Here is a 17,808-nt window from a genome sequence, read left to right as displayed (position 1 = left end):
CCACAGGCGGGCACAACACGCCCTGCACTCAGGCGGAACACGAACCGATGCGATCAACAAGCGGTCACCGATCGGTACTTGAACAGGCATCGATCCGTGCCAAAACCGTCGTAATCGATGATTTTAGCAACTGGGTGTAGTGCTGCCTGTACGAAGCGTTATTCTCCTCAGACGCAAACCGGTGCCCTTCCGTCGCCACGACGGGTGAAAGGTCCCGCACTGCACGTGATGGAAGCTCTGCCTCTGGGAGTCCCGTGTACTCACACGTCGGGGTTGACGCCTCGGGCCTGGCTACGCTGCGCGCAACGGTCCTGGACCGTCTGCGCGGCTTCGTCCCCACCGCGTACGCCGTCCCCGCCTTCGCCCTCCCCGCGCCCGTCGGACCTTGCTACGCCCTGGCCGACGGCAACGCGGCGGTCGGCAGGCGGGGCCGCTCAGGCTCGGCCACCACCGCACGCCGTCCGGCCGCGGACAGTGACAGCGCCCGGATGATGGATCTCGTGGAGCGCGCCCAGGCCGGCGAGGCCGACGCCTTCGGACGGCTCTACGACCAGTACAGCGACACCGTGTACCGCTACATCTACTACCGGGTTGGAGGTAAGGCGACCGCCGAGGACCTCACCAGTGAGACCTTTCTGCGGGCGCTGCGACGGATCGGCACCTTCACCTGGCAGGGGCGTGACTTCGGCGCCTGGCTCGTGACCATCGCCCGGAACCTGGTGGCCGATCATTTCAAGTCCAGCCGCTTCCGGCTGGAAGTGACCACCGGCGAGATGCTCGACGCCAACGAGGTCGAGCGTTCCCCCGAGGACTCCGTCCTGGAGTCCCTGTCGAACGCCGCGCTGCTCGACGCCGTGAAACGGCTCAACCCTCAGCAGCAGGAGTGCGTGACACTCCGCTTCCTCCAGGGGCTCTCGGTCGCCGAGACCGCCCGGGTGATGGGCAAGAACGAGGGCGCCATCAAGACCCTCCAGTACCGGGCCGTCCGCACACTGGCCCGGCTCCTGCCCGAAGACGTCCGCTGAGCCCGCTTTTCGACCACAGTGGCCCAGCACACTCAGCGACGTCCAACTCACCTTCTGTAAAAGTCTGTTGACTTCGCGGTCCGTACATCTGTCGTCCGTAACCCAAGTGCCGTGACGCTCGTTGTGCGGGATACAGGCTCCCTGTGGTCACGCCTTGGCCGTCGCCGATCACCCGATCGTGTGGACACGGCCAGGGGGTGCAACCCTCAGGACCCCCTGGGGAGTCGACCGTCATGACGAGAGGAGGTGCCGCCAGTGATCGCGAACGTATCAACACACCGGCGGGCGAACGCCTTCGCCCAGGCCCTGGAGGAGATCGACCAGGGCACGGCGGCCGAGCAGCCCGATGGGTCGGCACCGTCCCGGGCTGCTGCGGAACAGACCGGGCAAGGGCTGCTGTTGGCCCTCGCCACCGGTCTCGGCGAGCTGCCCCAACCGGAGCTGGACCCGGAGGTCAAGATCGTGCAGCGAGCCCAGCTCGTCGCCGCGATGGAGGCCATGCTGCAGGAAGGCACCGCCGCCGGAGGCGAGGGTCCGGGCCGTGGCCTGCCCGAACAGCGGTCCCATAGGGCCAAGGGCTCGCACCGGGCGACAGGACTGGGGAAGCTGCGGCCCCGGTCCCGGCTGTCCAAAGGACTGGCCGCGGGCGGGCTCACCGTCGGTGTGGCCGCCGGAGCCTTCGGCGGTGTGGCCGCCGCGAGCTCCGACGCCCTGCCCGGTGACTCGCTCTACGGGCTCAAACGCGGCATGGAAGACATCAAGCTGGGTCTGGCCGACGGCGACAGCGACCGGGGCGAGCTCTACCTCGACCAGGCCTCGAACCGCCTGAGCGAGGCCCGTCGGCTGATGGAACGGGGCCGCTCGGGACATCTCGACCACGAGTCCATGGGCGAGATCCGCCGCGCTCTGTCCGGCATGCAGCACGACGCCTCCGAGGGTCACCGGCTGCTGCACGAGGCGTACGAACGGGACGGCACACTGGGCCCCATCCAGACCCTGTCCGCGTTCTCCCAGTCGCACCGCGAGGCCTGGGGCTCACTGCGCGACCGACTGCCCGTGCAGCTCGGTGACGTCAGTGACCAGGTCTCGTCGGTCTTCGAGGCCATAGACGACGAGGTCGACCCGCTGCGCTCGCTGCTGCCCAAGACACCCGCCCCCGAGGGCACCGGCCGTCACCGGGGCAAGAGCGAGGAGTCCACCGCCTCGCCGGGTACGGAGACTCCGGCACCCAGCGCCGGCAGCGGATCGACGGGCGAGAGCCACAGCAGCGGCAAGCCCAAGCCGTCCAGTTCGGGCAGCAGCGGCGAGGGCCTGCTCGGCGGCGGCACCGGCGGTCTGCTCGACCCGCCGCAGGACGACACCAGCACCTCTCCGTCGTCCGGCAGCAGCAAGAGCAGCGCGACGAGCGAACCCGATGTCACCCTGCCGCCGCTGCTCCCCGGCCTCCTGCCGGGCCTCGGCATCGACACGCAGGACAGCGACTGACCGGGCCACCACCGCGGTATGTCGATGGGGGCGCCCTCCTCGGGGAGGGCGCCCCCATCGACGTACCGGCATATCAGTACATGATCAACAGAATCGTAACTGCATGATCAGAAGAACACGGACCTGCGCTGGACCAGCAGCTTGTACAGGGTGTGCTGGATCTGCTCCCTGACCTGGTCGGTCAGGTTGAACATCAGCATCGGATCGTCCGCCGCCTCCGGCGGGTAACCGTCCGTGCGGATCGGCTCGCCGAACTGGATCGTCCACTTGGTGGGCAGCGGGACCGCGCCGAGCGGGCCCAGCCACGGGAAGGTCGGCGTGATCGGGAAGTACGGGAATCCCAGCAGCCGCGCGAGGGTCTTCGCGTTGCCGATCATCGGGTAGATCTCCTCCGCCCCGACGATCGAGCACGGAATGATCGGGGTGCCGGCGCGCAGCGCCGTCGAGACGAAGCCGCCCCGGCCGAACCGCTGGAGCTTGTAGCGCTCGCTGAACGGCTTGCCGATGCCCTTGAAGCCCTCCGGCATCACACCGACCAGTTCACCGCGCTCCAGCAGCCGCTCGGCGTCCTCCGCGCAGGCCAGGGTGTGACCGGCCTTGCGGGCCAGCTCGTTGACGACCGGCAGCATGAACACCAGGTCGGCGGCGAGCAGACGCAGATGACGGTTCGCGGGGTGGTTGTCGTGGACGGCGACCTGCATCATCAGGCCGTCCAGCGGAAGCGTGCCCGAGTGGTTGGCGACGATCAGGGCGCCACCGTCGGACGGGATGTTCTCGATGCCCTTCACGTCGACGCGGAAGTACTTCTCGTACACCGGCCGGATCAGTGACATCAGGACCTGGTCGGTCAGCTCCTGGTCGTACCCGAACTCGTCGATCTCGTAGTCGCCGGTGAGCCTGCGGCGCAGGAAGGACAGGCCCCCCGCGATGCGCTGCTCCAGGCTCGTACCGCCCTGCTGAGGCTTCTGGGGCTGTTCCTCCTGCGTCACGGGAACATCATCCTGCGGAAGGGTCCGCCCGGGCATGGGCTGGACCTCGCGCACGACCACGGGCTCACCCTTGCGCCGGCTTCCCCCGGCCCGGCGCCTCGCCGGGCGCTGCGCCGCAGCCCCGCGCGAGCGGTCGTCGTCGAACGGAATGACCTTGGCGTCCGCCATCGTTGATGCGCTCCTCAGTTGGCGCTCTGCGTCGGGCGGTGGCCGCCGCCCAGAGCAGGCAGCGCGGCGATCTTGTCCACGGCCCCCGCAAGGGCCTCCGGGGGCAGGAGGCCAGGACCCCTGCTCTGGGCGAAGTCCGCGAAGGCCTCCGCCGTCGTGTACTTCGGCTGGTAGCCCAGGGTTTCGCGCATCTGGACCGTCGCGACCACCCTGCCGTGCGTGAGCAGCCGCAACTGCTCGGGCGAGAAGTCCGTCACCCCCAGGGTACGCACGGCCGTACCGACCCAGCTGAGGGCCGGCAGCAGGAGCGGGACCGTGGGCCGTCCGAGCCGCCGCGCGCACTGCGAGAGCAGCAGGACGCCGTCCCCGGCGATGTTGAACGTGCCGCTGTTGAGCGTGCCCCGCCGCGGGTCGTGCGCGGCGAGCCGCAGCACCTCGATGACGTCGCTCTCGTGGACGAACTGGAGCCGCGGGTCGTAGCCGAACACCGTCGGCAGCACCGGCAGCGAGAAGTACGAGGCGAGCGGCGAGTCCGCGCTCGGACCGAGGATGTTGGCGAACCGCAGCACGCACACGGCGACATCGGGCCTGCGGCGCGCGAAGCCGCGCACATAGCCCTCGACCTCGGTCGTGTCCTTCGCGAAGCCGCCACTGGGCAGCGCCTTGGGCGAGGTGGTCTCGGTGAAGACGGCGGGGTCGCGCGGCGCCGAGCCGTAGACGTTCGTGCTGGACTTCACGACGAGCCGCTTGACCGTCGGGGACTTCTGGCAGGCACCGAGGAGCTGCATGGTGCCGATGACGTTGGTCTCCTTGACCGTGGTCCGGCTGCCGGAGCCCAGCGCCGTGCCCGTCACATCCATGTGGACGACCGTATCGACGGAGTACTCGGCGAGCAGCCGGGCGATGGTCGGCTGGCGGATGTCGGCCTGTACGAAGTCGGCGCCACCGATGTGGTGCTCGGGAGGCACCGCGTCCACGGCGATCACCCGGTCCACCTGCGGGTCACGCTGGATCTGTCGTACGAACCGGCCCCCGAGCCGCCGGGCCACCCCGGTCACGAGCACGACCTTCCCCAAGATCAGCGCCTTCCTTCCAGAACTGGACGTAGCTCCGCTCGTACCTGCCGGGTTCCCCGTGTGCGGCCAACTTAGCGGGTTGATGTTGCGCTGTGATGACCGCCCGATGCACGAAGTGACGACAGCCATGGACCTGTGACCAGACCCAGCCATTCGGCCCACAGACGGACATGGCGCACATGGCCGAAGACGTTCGACGGTCGAGCGGTTTTTCGGGGTTCCCCTTCCCGGGCCACCGCCGCGCCGGAAGTACCCGGCCGCCGCACAGAAGCCTCGGCCGGCCGCCGCGCGGCCTTCACCGACCCTTCTCCGGCCCTTGAGCCGCCTTCCCCCGGCCGGATACGCCTGTGGCCCCCCACCTGCTGGTGAGAGGCCACAGTACGCGTTTCCGCGGCGTCGCTTACTTCTTGTTGCGACGCTGAACGCGAGTGCGCTTGAGCAGCTTGCGGTGCTTCTTCTTCGCCATCCGCTTGCGCCGCTTCTTGATAACAGAGCCCACGACTACCCTCGCTCACTTCTCTTTACTCGGTGCTGGGCTGCATGGGCCCACACGACCTATGAGGGGCCAGCCTACCCGCCCGAGAGCCGAGGTAGTAATCGAGGTGTTTCCGGGAGATCGCGAACGGTCTCCCGGAACGCCGTCAGGCGGTCTCCACCCCCACGTAGCTCTCGCGGAGGTACTCGTGAACCGCTTGCTCCGGCACCCGGAAGGACCTCCCCACCCGGATCGCCGGCAGATGACCGCTGTGCACCAAGCGGTACACGGTCATCTTCGACACTCGCATCACCGAGGCGACTTCCGCCACGGTAAGGAACTGGACCTCGTTCAGAGGCCTCTCGCCTGCAGCCATGTCACACCTGAACCTTCCGCACTCGACGGTCACCGGCTTCCCCTTCCGGTGACTCTTCGTCGTTGCGCACTCACTCCCCAATGTAGGGGCGGGTGATGCGAGTGGGGAAGAGGGGATGCCATCGGCCGCCTACTGTGACAGACACGCTCGATTGAGTACATAGCGAGTAAGCGGTCGGTAGTAATCAGACCGCACAGCGTCATCTAGGGGAACGGCGACGGACACCTGCCCCTCTGCCTCTCCGACGAACAGCGCGGGATCGTCCGTATCGGCGAGGCCGATGGCCTCGAACCCCAGCTGACCTGCCCCGCAGACCCATCCGTGGTCCCCGATGACCAGCTCCGGGAGGGGCCCTCCGCCCGCGGCGGCGGCCGCCAGAACGGTCCGGACCGGGAGGGGTGAATGGGTGTGTGCGCCGGTCGCACGACCGGCGGCTCCCGCCTCTGGTTCGCGCACCAGCGCGACACCTTGTACGTAGTCGAGGCTGTACGTGCGTAGACCGAACCGGGTCGTTATGTCGATAGAGCTACCCTGCGCGGGGGTGAGGACGGCACACCCCGCCGCTGACAGGGCGTCCGCGAGTGCGGCGTAGAAATCGATCAGCCGGTGCGGGTGACCCGTACCGAGAAGCACAGGGTGACGACGCCGGGCCGCTTCGCCGAGCCGTTCCGCGAAGGCGTCGAGGGCCGCCAGCGTCAGCTCCGGGTCGATCACATCATGCCCCGAAGTATGTAATGGATCAGCCGAAACTCCGCATTTGTCGGCCATTAACTCGATCAAATCCCGCTGACACCACGTCCATTCGGGATCAAGTCCGAGCATCAGGCGGGGGTCGCGGGCGGCGAAGAGCCGGTAGCTGCGCAGGCTCTCCTCGCGCGAGGTGGCCACGGGCCCGGCGAGCCGGGCGGCCAGAAGATGGGCACGCAAAGCGCCGGTGCTCAACACGTCAGCGATGCTGGCGCATCCGCCGGTGCCGGATACGCAACATGGGCCATATGCCCCACAGTTGGCCTAAAGGTCCACCCATGATGGCGGCGACGGGACGGTACCGGCCCGCGACGCAAAGACCCCGGCCGGCGGAGACCCCGGCTAAGGAAGCATCCCCCGCAGCGGGAACACGGCCTTGCGTGTCGCCACGATCGCCTGGTCGAGACGGTCCGCCGGGTCGTACCCCGACTCCCAGTCCTTCCACGACACCGGCCACCGTCCGTCCGTCATCCGCATCGGCGCCAGCTGCCGGGTACGGGCGAAGACCTCCTGCCGCCAGCTCTCCGGGATCACCGTCTCGGGCTCGACGGGACGGCCCGCCGCCACGGCCACCAGATGCGTCCACGAGCGCGGCACCACCTCCACCACCGCGTATCCGCCACCCCCCAGCGCGACCCAGCGTCCGTCGGCGTACGTGTGCGCCAGGTCGTGACAGGCGACCTGCACGGCCCGCTGCGCGTCGAGCGAGACGGCCAGGTGCGCGAGCGGGTCCTCGAAGTGGGTGTCCGCGCCGTGCTGGGTGACCAGCACCTGCGGCCGGAAGTCGGCGATCAGCTCCGGCACCACGGCGTGGAACGCCCGCAGCCAGCCCGCGTCCCCGGTACCCGCCGGCAAGGCGACATTGACGGCCGTACCCTCCGCACTGCCCGCCCCGGTCTCCTCGGGCCACCCGGTCTGCGGGAACAGCGTCCGCGGGTGCTCGTGCAGCGAGATCGTCAGAACCCGCGGATCCTCCCAGAAGGCCGCCTGGACACCGTCACCGTGGTGCACATCGACATCGATGTACGCGACCCGCTCGGCACCCAGCTCCAGAAGGCGGGCGATGGCGAGAGCGGCGTCGTTGTAGATGCAGAACCCGGAGGCGGCGCCGGGCATCGCGTGGTGCAGCCCGCCCGCGAAGTTCACCGCGTGCAGCGCCTCCCCGCGCCACACGGCCTCCGCGGCGCCCACGGACTGCCCGGCGATCATCGCGGACACCTCGTGCATCCCGGTGAACGCGGGATCGTCCATGGTCCCGAGGCCGTACGACGCGTCGGCGGACACGGGGTCGGCGGACGCGGACCTGACCGCCGACACATAGTCCTCGCGGTGCACCAGCCGCAGGGTCGAATCCCCGGCGGGCTTCGCCGCGACGACATCGACGGCCCGGTCGAGCCCGAAGGCGTCGACGAGCCCCTTGGTCAGCCGGAGCCGGACCGGATCCATCGGATGCTCCGGACCGAAGTCATACCCCGTTACTGCCTCGTCCCACATCAGCTGTGCGCGGCCGCTCATGCATCTCACCGTATCGGTCCGGCTGAGGTTCGAACGAGCGGGCATAGCCCAAGGTCGCGAGGACCAGCACCATCGGTACGAGCATGGCTCCGCGGTAGTTCCAGGCGTCGCCCAGCGCGCCCACCAACGGAGAACCGATCAGGAACCCCACGTAGTTGAAGATGTTCAGCCGCGCGATCGCCGTGTCCGACGCCCCGGGGAAGAGCCGCCCCGCGGCCGCGAAGGTCTGCGGCACGATCACACACAGCCCGAGCCCCAGCAGCGTGAACCCCAGCATGCCCACCCCGGCACCCGGCGCGACCGCCACCACCCCGAACCCGAGCGCGGCGACCACGGCACCCAGCCGCACCACCGCCACCGCCCCGAAACGCCGCACCCCGAAGTCCCCGACAGCACGCCCCACCAGCGTCATCACCATGTAGACGTTGTACGGAACGGTCGCCGTCTGCTCCGAACTGCCCAGCACGTCCTTGAGGTACTTCGCGCTCCAGTTGGAGACGGTCGAGTCCCCGATGTAGGCGAACGTCATCACCAGACACAGCGGCAGCAGCAGCCGGAAGACGAGCGGACCGGCACCCGCGTCGGCCACCGCCTCCTCCTTCCCCTCCGTGTCCGCGCCCGCGTCGACGTACCACCGGCTCCCCACCAGGGCGAGCGGCAGCAGCACCAGCACGACCGGCAGATACGACACGAAGAGCGGCTGATGCCAATGCGCCCCGGCCCACGCGAGCGAGGCGCCCACGATCCCGCCCAGGCTGTACGTGGCATGGAAACCGAGCATGATGCTGCGCCCGTACGACCGCTGGAGACTCACCCCGAGCATGTTCATCGAGGCATCGAGACCACCGACCGCCAGGCCGAAGGCGCCGAGGGCGACCGCCACCTCGACGAGCTGGTCACCGGCGCCGACACCCAGCAGGGCCAGCAGCACGACCGGCTGCGACCACCGCAGGACGCGGCTGGGGGGTATGCGCTTGACCAGATGCTCGGTGGCGACGCTGCCCAGCCCGGCGAGGACCGGGACGGCCGCCAGGAACGCCGGCAGCAGCGCGTCGGAGATCCCGTAGCGGTCCTGGATGGCCGGGATACGCGTCACGAGCAGCGCGAAGGCGGCACCCTGAGCGAAGAAGCTGAACGCCAGAGAGGCCCTACCGCGCCGCAGCACATCTGTCATGGCGGCGAGCGTAGGGCCCCGGCTTACCGGTGGGTAGATCAAGCCGAAGGTGAATTTTGCTCAGCTCTTCGGGGAGGGACTGTCGAGGTCTTCGTGACGGACCCGTCCGGGCCCTCGGCGCGGGGCTGTTCAGCGGTGCGTCCCGGCCCCGGCGGCGAGCTCCCGCTCCAGCATCTTCTCCATCGGGACGACGGCGAAGCGCCCGCTGAGCAGGAAGGCCAGGACCATGGAGGCGATCATGACGACCGTGCCGAGCCAGACCATCGTGTCGATCGGCAGCGTGTAGGCACCCACGACCCGCGCGACGCACTCACCGAGCAGGACCGTGCCCCACACCAGCGAGAACGTCCGCTCTGCCTTCCGGAACGGCTCGGAGCCGGCCGCCAGCCGGTCCCAGGCCGCGGCCCGCGCCGCGTCGCCCTTCACGAGGAACGGCTTCATGCCCTGCGTCATCATCGGCCGCCCGAGCCTCACGGACACCAGGACACCGATCCCGATCGCGCTGCTGACCCCGCTGTCCTTCGCCAGCATCAGCCGCGGGTCACCGGCGACCATGCTGAGCGCGAGCCCGACCACGTTGACGAAGAGGATCAGCCCGGCCAGGGCGTTGACCTTGCGCTCCTTCACCACGCTCCACACGGTCCGCACGGCCGGCACGACGCTGCTCCAGCCGAGGGCCGCCATCGTGCTCATCCCGAACCCGTTCCTGAGCAGGTAGTACGACCCGACGGGTACCGCCACGTCCACGATCAACGGCAGGAAGCTCGGCCGGGCACCGTCGGTCTCCGGGGTGGTGGCCGTTTCCGCCAGGGCGGCGCGGGTGGTCTCTCCGGTGCTGATCTCGGTGGCGGTGATGCTCATGGTCGGGTCCTCCGTCGTCACTGTGTACGTCCCGTTTCGATGTACTCAGCTTCACGGTCGGACCCCACCCGCCGACAGAAACGATCGTCCGGAGCTCGGCATGACAAATGTCAGCGCCCGACGATGCGTGCCGTCATACCAGCAGGTCAGCCAACTCCCCCATGTCGGAGAAGAGTTGGGTGGCGCCGGTCAGTCTGTCGGCCGGTGTCATGGCGGTGAACCCGTACACGTCCATCCCCGCCGCGTCGGCCGCCTGTACGCCCAGGGGGCTGTCCTCCACGACAGCGCACTTCTCCGGCCGTACGCCCATGCGCTCGGCGGCGTGGAGAAACAGATCGGGTGCCGGCTTGCCCCGCCCGACGTCCTGCGAGCTGAAGACCCGTCCCTCGTCGAACCATCGGTCGAGCCCTGTCGTCCGGTGCCCGACCCGGATCCGCTCATGGCTCCCGGAGGAGGCCACGCAGTACGGCACGCCGTCCGCGGCCAGTTTCTCCAGTACCTGGCCGGCTCCGGGAACGGGCTTCAGCTCCCGCTCGAAGGCGGCGAAGACGCGGGCGTGGAACACGTCGTCGAAGTCGTCCGGAAGCCGCCGCCCGGTGCGCTCCAGGACCATGTCGTGGATGCGGTGCATCGCGGATCCCATGTAGTCACGCAGGGAGTCCTCGTACGTGGTGGGGTGCCCCAGCTCGGTGAGATAGGCGGCCAGCAAGGTGTTGGAGATCGGCTCGCTGTCCACGAGGACACCGTCATTGTCGAAAATGATCAGGTCATAGCGCATGACAAAGACACTAAACGCAGAAGCCCCCTGAACGCAGAAGCCCCTGAACGCAGAAAACCCCCGGACCGGTATCCCCGGTCCGGGGGTTTTCTTCAAAATTTGTTCGGCGGCGTCCTACTCTCCCACAGGGTCCCCCCTGCAGTACCATCGGCGCTGTGAGGCTTAGCTTCCGGGTTCGGAATGTAACCGGGCGTTTCCCTCACGCTATGACCACCGAAACACTATGAAACTGTCAACCGGACCACGCTCTGTGACAAACGTGGGGTTGTTCGTGGTTTCAGAACCAACACAGTGGACGCGAGCAACTGAGGACAAGCCCTCGGCCTATTAGTACCAGTCACCTCCACCCGTTGCCGGGCTTCCAGATCTGGCCTATCAACCCAGTCGTCTACTGGGAGCCTTAACCCCTCGAGGGGGTGGGAATACTCATCTCGAAGCAGGCTTCCCGCTTAGATGCTTTCAGCGGTTATCCCTCCCGAACGTAGCCAACCAGCCATGCCCTTGGCAGGACAACTGGCACACCAGAGGTTCGTCCGTCCCGGTCCTCTCGTACTAGGGACAGCCCTTCTCAATATTCCTACGCGCACAGCGGATAGGGACCGAACTGTCTCACGACGTTCTAAACCCAGCTCGCGTACCGCTTTAATGGGCGAACAGCCCAACCCTTGGGACCGACTCCAGCCCCAGGATGCGACGAGCCGACATCGAGGTGCCAAACCATCCCGTCGATATGGACTCTTGGGGAAGATCAGCCTGTTATCCCCGGGGTACCTTTTATCCGTTGAGCGACGGCGCTTCCACAAGCCACCGCCGGATCACTAGTCCCGACTTTCGTCCCTGCTCGACCCGTCGGTCTCACAGTCAAGCTCCCTTGTGCACTTACACTCAACACCTGATTGCCAACCAGGCTGAGGGAACCTTTGGGCGCCTCCGTTACTCTTTAGGAGGCAACCGCCCCAGTTAAACTACCCATCAGACACTGTCCCTGATCCGGATCACGGACCCAGGTTAGACATCCAGCACGACCAGACTGGTATTTCAACGACGACTCCACCTGAACTGGCGTCCAAGCTTCACAGTCTCCCAGCTATCCTACACAAGCCGAACCGAACACCAATATCAAACTGTAGTAAAGGTCCCGGGGTCTTTCCGTCCTGCTGCGCGAAACGAGCATCTTTACTCGTAGTGCAATTTCACCGGGCCTATGGTTGAGACAGTCGAGAAGTCGTTACGCCATTCGTGCAGGTCGGAACTTACCCGACAAGGAATTTCGCTACCTTAGGATGGTTATAGTTACCACCGCCGTTTACTGGCGCTTAAGTTCTCAGCTTCGCCACCCCGAAGAGTGACTAACCGGTCCCCTTAACGTTCCAGCACCGGGCAGGCGTCAGTCCGTATACATCGCCTTACGGCTTCGCACGGACCTGTGTTTTTAGTAAACAGTCGCTTCTCGCTGGTCTCTGCGGCCACCCCCAGCTCACCGAGTAAATCGGATCACCAGTGATGGCCCCCCTTCTCCCGAAGTTACGGGGGCATTTTGCCGAGTTCCTTAACCATAGTTCACCCGAACGCCTCGGTATTCTCTACCTGACCACCTGAGTCGGTTTAGGGTACGGGCCGCCATGAAACTCGCTAGAGGCTTTTCTCGACAGCATAGGATCATCCACTTCACCACAATCGGCTCGGCATCAGGTCTCAGCCTTGATGTGTGACGGATTTGCCTATCACACGGCCTACACCCTTACCCCGGGACAACCACCGCCCGGGATGGACTACCTTCCTGCGTCACCCCATCACTCACCTACTACAGGTCTGGTCCGTCGGCTCCACCACTCCCCTTTGCCCGAAGGCTCCGGGGCGGCTTCACGGACTTAGCATCGCCTGGTTCGATGTTTGACGCTTCACAGCGGGTACCGGAATATCAACCGGTTATCCATCGACTACGCCTGTCGGCCTCGCCTTAGGTCCCGACTTACCCTGGGCAGATCAGCTTGACCCAGGAACCCTTAGTCAATCGGCGCACACGTTTCTCACGTGTGTATCGCTACTCATGCCTGCATTCTCACTCGTGAACCGTCCACCACTGCCTTCCGGCGCGGCTTCACCCGGCACACGACGCTCCCCTACCCATCACAACACCCGTTGGGGCTATACGCTGCAATGACACGACTTCGGCGGTACGCTTGAGCCCCGCTACATTGTCGGCGCGGAATCACTAGACCAGTGAGCTATTACGCACTCTTTCAAGGGTGGCTGCTTCTAAGCCAACCTCCTGGTTGTCTGTGCGACTCCACATCCTTTCCCACTTAGCGTACGCTTAGGGGCCTTAGTCGATGCTCTGGGCTGTTTCCCTCTCGACCATGGAGCTTATCCCCCACAGTCTCACTGCCGCGCTCTCACTTACCGGCATTCGGAGTTTGGCTAAGGTCAGTAACCCGGTAGGGCCCATCGCCTATCCAGTGCTCTACCTCCGGCAAGAAACACACGACGCTGCACCTAAATGCATTTCGGGGAGAACCAGCTATCACGGAGTTTGATTGGCCTTTCACCCCTAACCACAGGTCATCCCCCAGGTTTTCAACCCTGGTGGGTTCGGTCCTCCACGACCTCTTACAGCCGCTTCAACCTGCCCATGGCTAGATCACTCCGCTTCGGGTCTTGAGCGCGCTACTGAATCGCCCTGTTCGGACTCGCTTTCGCTACGGCTTCCCCACACGGGTTAACCTCGCAACGCACCGCAAACTCGCAGGCTCATTCTTCAAAAGGCACGCAGTCACGACGCATCGAGTAAACTCAATGCGCGACGCTCCCACGGCTTGTAGGCACACGGTTTCAGGTACTATTTCACTCCGCTCCCGCGGTACTTTTCACCATTCCCTCACGGTACTATCCGCTATCGGTCACCAGGGAATATTTAGGCTTAGCGGGTGGTCCCGCCAGATTCACACGGGATTTCTCGGGCCCCGTGCTACTTGGGTGTCTCTCAAACGAGCCGTTGATGTTTCGACTACGGGGGTCTTACCCTCTACGCCGGACCTTTCGCATGTCCTTCGCCTACATCAACGGTTTCTGACTCGTCTCACAGCCGGCAGACTGTGAAAGAGAGATCCCACAACCCCCCAAGCGCAACCCCTGCCGGGTCTCACACGCTTGAGGTTTGGCCTCATCCGGTTTCGCTCGCCACTACTCCCGGAATCACGGTTGTTTTCTCTTCCTGCGGGTACTGAGATGTTTCACTTCCCCGCGTTCCCTCCACATACCCTATGTGTTCAGGTATGGGTGACAGCCCATGACGACTGCCGGGTTTCCCCATTCGGAAACCCCCGGATCAAAGCCTGGTTGACGGCTCCCCGGGGACTATCGTGGCCTCCCACGTCCTTCATCGGTTCCTGGTGCCAAGGCATCCACCGTGCGCCCTTAAAAACTTGGCCACAGATGCTCGCGTCCACTGTGCAGTTCTCAAACAACGACCAACCACCCGTCACACACCACTTACGCGGTGCTTCACCGGGGCCGGCACTGAAGGCAGCCTTTTCGGCCGTACCTTCAGACACCCAACAGCGTGCCCGACACTCTTACCGCTTCCCTCATTCTTTCCACGCTCCGAAGAGCAGTACCGGAAGGAGAAGACGGTCAAGAGTGCCGAATAATCAACGTTCCACCCATGAGCAACCACCGTCGGACATTTGCCGACGTAATGGCCCTGGACCACCGGGCAAGCCCGGCGGCCTAGATGCTCCTTAGAAAGGAGGTGATCCAGCCGCACCTTCCGGTACGGCTACCTTGTTACGACTTCGTCCCAATCGCCAGTCCCACCTTCGACAGCTCCCTCCCACAAGGGGTTGGGCCACCGGCTTCGGGTGTTACCGACTTTCGTGACGTGACGGGCGGTGTGTACAAGGCCCGGGAACGTATTCACCGCAGCAATGCTGATCTGCGATTACTAGCAACTCCGACTTCATGGGGTCGAGTTGCAGACCCCAATCCGAACTGAGACAGGCTTTTTGAGATTCGCTCCGCCTCACGGCTTCGCAGCTCTTTGTACCTGCCATTGTAGCACGTGTGCAGCCCAAGACATAAGGGGCATGATGACTTGACGTCGTCCCCACCTTCCTCCGAGTTGACCCCGGCAGTCTCCTGTGAGTCCCCATCACCCCGAAGGGCATGCTGGCAACACAGAACAAGGGTTGCGCTCGTTGCGGGACTTAACCCAACATCTCACGACACGAGCTGACGACAGCCATGCACCACCTGTACACCGACCACAAGGGGGGCACTATCTCTAATGCTTTCCGGTGTATGTCAAGCCTTGGTAAGGTTCTTCGCGTTGCGTCGAATTAAGCCACATGCTCCGCTGCTTGTGCGGGCCCCCGTCAATTCCTTTGAGTTTTAGCCTTGCGGCCGTACTCCCCAGGCGGGGAACTTAATGCGTTAGCTGCGGCACCGACGACGTGGAATGTCGCCAACACCTAGTTCCCACCGTTTACGGCGTGGACTACCAGGGTATCTAATCCTGTTCGCTCCCCACGCTTTCGCTCCTCAGCGTCAGTAATGGCCCAGAGATCCGCCTTCGCCACCGGTGTTCCTCCTGATATCTGCGCATTTCACCGCTACACCAGGAATTCCGATCTCCCCTACCACACTCTAGCTAGCCCGTATCGAATGCAGACCCGGGGTTAAGCCCCGGGCTTTCACACCCGACGTGACAAGCCGCCTACGAGCTCTTTACGCCCAATAATTCCGGACAACGCTTGCGCCCTACGTATTACCGCGGCTGCTGGCACGTAGTTAGCCGGCGCTTCTTCTGCAGGTACCGTCACTTTCGCTTCTTCCCTGCTGAAAGAGGTTTACAACCCGAAGGCCGTCATCCCTCACGCGGCGTCGCTGCATCAGGCTTTCGCCCATTGTGCAATATTCCCCACTGCTGCCTCCCGTAGGAGTCTGGGCCGTGTCTCAGTCCCAGTGTGGCCGGTCGCCCTCTCAGGCCGGCTACCCGTCGTCGCCTTGGTGAGCCACTACCTCACCAACAAGCTGATAGGCCGCGGGCTCATCCTTCACCGCCGGAGCTTTTAACCCCCACCCATGCAGGCAGGAGTGTTATCCGGTATTAGACCCCGTTTCCAGGGCTTGTCCCAGAGTGAAGGGCAGATTGCCCACGTGTTACTCACCCGTTCGCCACTAATCCACCCCGAAGGGCTTCATCGTTCGACTTGCATGTGTTAAGCACGCCGCCAGCGTTCGTCCTGAGCCAGGATCAAACTCTCCGTGAATGTTTACCGGTAATCCGGTGGAACATCACGAGAGCGGAACAACCGGTCGGAATAGGACCGGCGTTCACAGCGTCCTCGCTGATGCGCCTGCCGGAACAATGCCCGACAGGACTTTTTCAAAGGAACCTCGTCCCGACCGAACGGCCGAAGACGGGGTATCAACAAATCTGGCGTTGATTTTTGGCACGCTGTTGAGTTCTCAAGGAACGGACGCTTCCTTTGTACTCACCCTCTCGGGCTTTCCTCCGGGCGCTTCCCTTCGGTCTTGCGTTTCCGACTCTACCAGACCGTTTCCGTATCCGATTTCCTCGGCGCTTTCCAGGTTTCCGCTTTCGCGTTTCCCTTTCCGGCGAGTCCGACTCTATCAGAACCTTTCGGGCCTGACCCCCAGTCAGCGGGGTTTGCCTTCCCGGCCGTTGGGCCGTTCCGACGAGTGAGACATTAGCGGATTCCTGGCTCCCGAGCTAATCGGGGTGGCGCCCTTTCGAACGCGGAAACCTCATTTCGCAAACACGCATGAAAACGAGCCGACGACGAGTCGTCGATCGTTGAATGGTGGTGCGGAATGGCTGTCCGGGGACCGACCGGAGTCGACGCTCACGTCGGACAACTCGGAGAACACTACGGACGGGCCCGGGTCGTGTCAACTGCGGTCCGGAGGGGCCGGCCGAGGCGTACGCTGACGTCCATGACTACGCATACGTGCACCCAGCAGTGGTGGGCCGCCTGACGGCGGCCGTACACACGTATGTACCCAACGGCCGCCGCCTCGGCGGCCGTTTTTGTTTCCCTCCTGGGGAGCCGGCCGGCGAACGCGGCGGCCTCGACCAGGAGGTTGAGTGATGACGCGGATCTTCAGTGGGGTCAAGCCGACCGGGCATCTGACGCTGGGGAACTATCTGGGCGCCGTACGCCGCTGGGCCGAGGTCGACCAGCACCGGGCCGAGGCCCTGTTCTGCATCGTCGATCTGCACGCGCTGACCGTGGACCACGATCCGGGGCGGGTCCGCAGGCTCAGCAGGCAGGCGGCGACGTTGTTGCTGGCCTCGGGACTCGATCCAGAGCTGTGCACCGTGTTCGTACAGAGTCATGTGGACGAACACGCGCGGCTGTCGTACGTGCTGGAGTGCGTCGCGACCGACGGCGAGATGCGGCGGATGATCCAGTACAAGGAGAAGGCCGCGCTGGAGCGGAAGCGCGGGGGGAGCGTGCGGCTGTCCCTGCTGACGTATCCCGTGCTGATGGCGGCCGACATCCTGGCGTACGGGAGCGATGAGGTGCCGGTCGGGGACGACCAGGCGCAGCATGTCGAACTGACCCGGGATCTGGCCGTGCGGTTCAACCAGCGGTACGGGCACACGTTCGTGGTGCCCCGGGCGACCCGGCCGGAGGTCGCGGCACGGGTCATGAATCTTCAGGAGCCGACGTCGAAGATGGGCAAGAGTGACGATGTCGGACCGGGCGTCGTCTATCTGCTCGATGAACCGGAAGCCGTACGGAAGAAGATCATGCGCGCGGTGACGGACAGCGGGCAGGACGTCGCGTACGACCCGGAGACGCGGCCCGGAGTCTCGAATCTGCTGGAGATCCTCGCGGCGTGCGAGGGCGGCGACCCCGAAACCCTGAGCGGGGGATACGCCTCGTACGGGGCTCTGAAGAAGGACACCGCCGACGCCGTGGTCGAGCTCCTCAGGCCCTTGCAGGAGAGACACAAGGAGCTGTGCACGGATCCCGCCTACGTGGAGGGGGTCTTGCGGGACGGTGCGCGGCGGGCCAGGGAGACGGCGCGGCCGACGGTGGACTCGGCGTACGAGGCCATCGGGTTGCTCCCGCCCTCGGCCGGGTGACTCGGCCGGGTCGGCAGGCGCC

At 65.2% G+C, this 17,808-nt stretch carries 12 protein-coding genes and 3 rRNA genes; 3 read left to right on the top strand and 12 right to left on the bottom strand.

Annotated features, from left to right (window positions below):
• The first annotated feature begins 254 nt into the window (after positions 1-254).
• Both OG410_RS23665 and OG410_RS23660 read left to right on the top strand, forming a co-directional pair.
• Positions 255-1,025, top strand: a complete 771-nt coding sequence (locus tag OG410_RS23665; RefSeq protein ID WP_326786275.1) for an ECF subfamily RNA polymerase sigma factor, BldN family — start codon at positions 255-257, stop codon at positions 1,023-1,025.
• Positions 1,026-1,280: 255 nt separating this feature from the next.
• Complete coding sequence (locus OG410_RS23660) at positions 1,281-2,510, top strand: DUF5667 domain-containing protein (RefSeq protein ID WP_329301034.1); 1,230 nt, start codon at positions 1,281-1,283, stop codon at positions 2,508-2,510.
• A 107-nt stretch (positions 2,511-2,617) separates the two neighbouring features.
• Here the strand turns inward: OG410_RS23660 and OG410_RS23655 are convergent, their stop codons facing one another.
• The 12 genes from OG410_RS23655 to OG410_RS23600 all read right to left on the bottom strand — a co-directional run bounded on the left by OG410_RS23655 (position 2,618) and on the right by OG410_RS23600 (position 15,939).
• Positions 2,618-3,667 carry a lysophospholipid acyltransferase family protein gene (locus tag OG410_RS23655; protein WP_329301033.1) on the bottom strand — a complete coding sequence of 350 codons (1,050 nt, stop codon included), beginning with the start codon at positions 3,665-3,667 and terminating at the stop codon, positions 2,618-2,620.
• Positions 3,668-3,681: 14 nt separating this feature from the next.
• Positions 3,682-4,743, bottom strand: coding sequence for an NAD-dependent epimerase/dehydratase family protein (locus OG410_RS23650; protein WP_329301032.1), 1,062 nt, complete (start codon positions 4,741-4,743; stop codon positions 3,682-3,684).
• 400 nt (positions 4,744-5,143) lie between these two features.
• Positions 5,144-5,242: a 30S ribosomal protein bS22 gene (locus OG410_RS23645; RefSeq protein ID WP_003948845.1), complete on the bottom strand. Its 99-nt coding sequence runs from the start codon at positions 5,240-5,242 to the stop codon at positions 5,144-5,146.
• Positions 5,243-5,384: 142 nt separating this feature from the next.
• A complete protein-coding gene (locus OG410_RS23640) occupies positions 5,385-5,594 on the bottom strand; it encodes a helix-turn-helix domain-containing protein (RefSeq protein ID WP_093781815.1) in 210 nt (69 codons plus the stop codon).
• A 129-nt stretch (positions 5,595-5,723) separates the two neighbouring features.
• Positions 5,724-6,539 (bottom strand): phosphatase, encoded by an 816-nt coding sequence (locus OG410_RS23635; protein WP_329301031.1) that lies wholly within the window; start codon positions 6,537-6,539, stop codon positions 5,724-5,726.
• A 144-nt stretch (positions 6,540-6,683) separates the two neighbouring features.
• Positions 6,684-7,856 (bottom strand): acetoin utilization protein AcuC, encoded by a 1,173-nt coding sequence (locus OG410_RS23630; protein WP_329301030.1) that lies wholly within the window; start codon positions 7,854-7,856, stop codon positions 6,684-6,686.
• On the bottom strand, positions 7,807-9,030 hold the full coding sequence (locus OG410_RS23625; protein WP_329301029.1) for an MFS transporter: 1,224 nt from the start codon (positions 9,028-9,030) through the stop codon (positions 7,807-7,809). The genes OG410_RS23630 and OG410_RS23625 overlap by 50 nt, the downstream gene beginning before the upstream one ends.
• Positions 9,031-9,159: 129 nt before the next feature.
• Entirely contained in the window at positions 9,160-9,891 is a 732-nt protein-coding gene (locus tag OG410_RS23620) for a VC0807 family protein (RefSeq protein WP_329301028.1), read from the bottom strand.
• Positions 9,892-10,024: 133 nt separating this feature from the next.
• On the bottom strand, positions 10,025-10,669 hold the full coding sequence (locus tag OG410_RS23615) for an HAD family hydrolase (RefSeq protein ID WP_329301027.1): 645 nt from the start codon (positions 10,667-10,669) through the stop codon (positions 10,025-10,027).
• Positions 10,670-10,770: 101 nt separating this feature from the next.
• Positions 10,771-10,887 (bottom strand): 5S ribosomal RNA (gene rrf, locus OG410_RS23610).
• 89 nt (positions 10,888-10,976) lie between these two features.
• Positions 10,977-14,100 (bottom strand): 23S ribosomal RNA (locus OG410_RS23605).
• Between the two features lie 313 nt (positions 14,101-14,413).
• Positions 14,414-15,939 (bottom strand): 16S ribosomal RNA (locus OG410_RS23600).
• Together the 16S, 23S and 5S rRNA genes form the textbook arrangement of a ribosomal RNA operon.
• An 842-nt stretch (positions 15,940-16,781) precedes the next feature.
• On the opposite strand from OG410_RS23600, the gene trpS reads away from it, so the two are divergent.
• Positions 16,782-17,786, top strand: a complete 1,005-nt coding sequence (gene trpS / locus OG410_RS23595) for a tryptophan--tRNA ligase (RefSeq protein WP_329301026.1) — start codon at positions 16,782-16,784, stop codon at positions 17,784-17,786.
• Positions 17,787-17,808: the final 22 nt, after the last annotated feature.

The sequence above is a fragment of the Streptomyces sp. NBC_00659 genome (assembly GCF_036226925.1).
In the GTDB taxonomy this organism is placed as follows: Bacteria; Actinomycetota; Actinomycetes; order Streptomycetales; family Streptomycetaceae; genus Streptomyces.
This window is presented reverse-complemented; position numbering and strand designations above follow the sequence as displayed.

What these genes read in the sequence shown, in the direction of transcription:
- OG410_RS23655 (WP_329301033.1), bottom strand. Translation starts at nt 3,667, where the DNA reads ATGGCGGACGCCAAGGTCATTCCGTTCGACGACGACCGCTCGCGCGGG.
- OG410_RS23640 (WP_093781815.1), bottom strand. Translation starts at nt 5,594, where the DNA reads ATGGCTGCAGGCGAGAGGCCTCTGAACGAGGTCCAGTTCCTTACCGTG.
- OG410_RS23630 (WP_329301030.1), bottom strand. Translation starts at nt 7,856, where the DNA reads ATGAGCGGCCGCGCACAGCTGATGTGGGACGAGGCAGTAACGGGGTAT.
- OG410_RS23625 (WP_329301029.1), bottom strand. Translation starts at nt 9,030, where the DNA reads ATGACAGATGTGCTGCGGCGCGGTAGGGCCTCTCTGGCGTTCAGCTTC.
- OG410_RS23620 (WP_329301028.1), bottom strand. Translation starts at nt 9,891, where the DNA reads ATGAGCATCACCGCCACCGAGATCAGCACCGGAGAGACCACCCGCGCC.
- OG410_RS23615 (WP_329301027.1), bottom strand. Translation starts at nt 10,669, where the DNA reads ATGCGCTATGACCTGATCATTTTCGACAATGACGGTGTCCTCGTGGAC.
- trpS (WP_329301026.1), top strand. Translation starts at nt 16,782, where the DNA reads ATGACGCGGATCTTCAGTGGGGTCAAGCCGACCGGGCATCTGACGCTG.